At 52.2% G+C, this 3055-nt stretch carries 2 protein-coding genes and 1 pseudogene; all 3 read right to left on the bottom strand.

What is annotated here, in order from left to right; translation table 11 throughout:
• Window positions 1-82: 82 nt before the first annotated feature.
• On the bottom strand, window positions 83-2200 hold the full coding sequence (locus G9463_RS24655; RefSeq protein ID WP_165897979.1) for a GAF domain-containing protein: 2118 nt from the start codon (window positions 2198-2200) through the stop codon (window positions 83-85).
• Window positions 2201-2549: 349 nt separating this feature from the next.
• The gene (locus G9463_RS23480; protein WP_193569721.1) at window positions 2550-2888 is read right to left on the bottom strand and encodes a hypothetical protein; all 339 of its coding nucleotides are present in this window, start codon (window positions 2886-2888) and stop codon (window positions 2550-2552) included.
• Window positions 2816-3055: pseudogene (locus tag G9463_RS23925) on the bottom strand (recombinase family protein); the annotation flags it as partial. The pseudogene G9463_RS23925 and the gene G9463_RS23480, both read right to left, overlap by 73 nt.

Below are 3055 nucleotides of genomic sequence, written 5' to 3'. Positions count from 1 at the left end.
GCTGCAGCCGATTCCGACACGAACCGGCTTATTGGGAACATATCGGGCACCGCTAGCGCGGTGCCCTTGCCCTCTTCGACTTTCAGCCGCTGCTCTCGCTATCAACAATCTCCTTCGCAAGAGCGAATGTACCAACTGTGACCGTCACGTCCGCACCGGCGTGGGTCACTGCATTAGCAAAGAGGTTCTCAAGAAGCTGGCGGACGCGTCCTGAGTCAGCCTCAAACTCCATATCGTCATTGATAATCAGTTCGCCATTAGCGGTCTCCACGACGTCCCAGCAGTCATCAACAAGTGCTGCAAGCGAAACCGTCTCTGTGTCATCAATTAGTTGTCCCTGTTGGGCGAGCATGAGCACATCATCGATGAGTGTTTCCATCCGGTCAAGTGCCCTGTACCCCCGGTCAAGATGGTCGACATCAGTCGTTTTACGAACGCCATCGAGCGTCCCTCGTAAGACCTGGAGTGGATTCCGGAGATCATGAGTGACAGTCTGTGCGAACTCCTCAAGCTGCTGGTTCTGTCTCGTAAGCTTCTGTGTTCGGTCACGGAGGAGTCTTTCTCGGTCGACACGCTCCAACGCTGTCTCAAGTGTCGAAGCAAGAATCCAGCCGAATCGCTTATCTGTCCTGTCAAACGCGTCTGGCGTTTTAGCTGCAAACACGAGGAGTCCGTACAACTCCAGTGGATACAATAACGCACTGCGGACCGAGATATCAGATGGGAGCGCTGGGTGGTCGCTCGCGTCGCCCACATATTCTGGTGTGCCTGAGTCGTACACATCCCACAGAAATGTACTAATAGGGTCACCATCTGCGCCATATTCAAAGCCTTCGTACGTGCTGAATTCCGCTGCGAGTGCGTCGGTCGTAGAGAGGGGGCGTAAGACTTCTTCGCGCTCGTCTTCCTGAATATACCCAGAGAGACTTATTCCAAGGATCTCTGCTGCGGCATCAACAGTAAGATCAACCGTCTTAGCCGTGGTCGTAGTTTGCATTAGAGCACTTGTTCGCTCTTGGAGAAGCGCAAGCCGCCGCTCTCGTTCAACGCGATCAAGTGCGCTCTTTGCATTTTCCGCAAGGAGTTGTCCTAACGAGACGTCACTATCATCGAAATCACCACGCTGGGTTGAGTTCGCGAGTAGAATGCCGTATTCCCCAAGCGGGAGATACAATCCGCTTCGGAACTCCGTCTCAGGGTTGTACAGATTATCAGCGGTGTGGATATCGTCATACTGTCTGATCTCACCAGCCTGAAACGTTTCCCAAGCAATCCCGTGGTCAAAAGTCACTAACTCATCGGTAACGCGCTGTGTTCGGTCTGACACAGCTACGGGTTTCAGCCCACCTGCCTGTTCATCGTAGAAGTGGACACCGTTCAGTTCGAAATCAAGAATAGCGTCTGCTGTGTCGCTGGTGATCTGTGCGACTTCTTGTTTTGTCTTGGCATCGTACAAGTCACGAGTCGCTTCGTGAAGCTTCTCAAGACGGCGCTCGCGTCGGTGACGATCGGTGATGTCTGTGAGCGAACAAACGACACTCTCCACAGACCCCTCATTCATGACTGGTGCGCCGTTCACAGCGAGTATACGCTTCCTTCCATCAGGCCACCTGATTGTGTGCCGGTCTCGCACTTGTTCACCGTCATATAGGGCACGTGCGAACGGTAACTCGTCATCAGGGATTGGGTTTCCGTCGAGATCCTTGATATCCCATTCAGGATCGTTATACGCACGATCTTCTAGTTCTGCTTGTTTTAACCCAAGAACTGTCTCAGCCCTGTCGTTCGCAAAGACAAATTGACCGTCTCGGTTGAGTTGAACTACACAACTCGGGACGGTCTTCAGGACCTGCTCGAGTCGGCGACGCTCTTGAGTTGTCTCAATCACAGTTTCATTGGCTGTGACAGCGTTACTGATACTACCTGCTAGTAATTCATAGTCGTCGTCGGCTTCGGCCTTCTGAAGATAGTCAGAGATACCCGCAGTAACAGCCTCACCGGCAATCGACTCGCTTCCGTGCTCAGTAAACAGTATAAATGGGAGATTAGAGTAGTTACGCTGAATCTGGTCAAACAGTTCAAGCCCTGTACCACTTGGGAGTCGATACTCTGAAACGATGCAGTCGTATTCATTATTACTGAGCGCTTGGAATGCAGAGCCCGATCCAAGTGCTCTGTTGAATAGCGGCCTCTGAGCCACACTGAGACTATCTTGGTCTTGAGACCACTAGCGTCAGCTACTAACGAGCAACTCAAACTCCGACTACCCCGACCAACACCGCTATTCAACAGAGCAGATCCAAGGGCAGTTGTGACCTGTAGCTGACTGTTTACCTGCTCAAGCTGTTCAGCTGTTCTACGTGCGAACTCCAAGTCTCGTTCAACATGTAACACCTGAACAGCATCATCCATAGGGTCAAATCGGATGCAGACTACTAGTATGTTGCTTCAGATGTAGTCTAAAACGAAAATATATTATGTAAACACGACACTATACAGTGGTTAAGTTAGTGGATGCGTAGGACTGTTTGCTATCGGTCTGATGTTCGTTACTGATGGCGACGAATCTCGTCACGAACGATAGTGCGGATCTCTTGTTCTGGAATGGTTGTCTCACTGGGGATGTCAGGTTCCTCAAGCGGCTTTAGTTGTTGTACAGCGGCTTGAAGCCGGTCATCGGTAGCCTCACCATAGAAGTAGAGATCACGCCGGTCGTTGTGGAGGGACCGGAGCGTTGACTCAGCCACTGGGGTTCCACCAGCGGCTTCGGGATAGGTGTAGCCTTGCTCGACGCGCTCGAGCGCTCGTCGGACGGTCAGGAACTCGTCGGCGTTGACCCGAAGATAACCATATTCAATATCGAACCCAGCTGGGGCCGCCCAGTCCATCTGCCAGCGTCTTTCGCAGCGTCGATACCGGATTGAATCCGCCGGAGCTTCTGTTTGTGCTCGACACGCGCAAGGTCACCCATCACTCCGGCAATGAGCTGGCTCACCGCTCTATCGACAAGATCATCGTCAAGACTGATTTCGAGGCCAACCTCTAAGTCCTGAAT

Source organism: Haloarcula sp. JP-Z28 (assembly GCF_011440255.1).
GTDB lineage: Archaea > Halobacteriota > Halobacteria > Halobacteriales > Haloarculaceae > Haloarcula > Haloarcula marismortui.
This window is presented reverse-complemented; position numbering and strand designations above follow the sequence as displayed.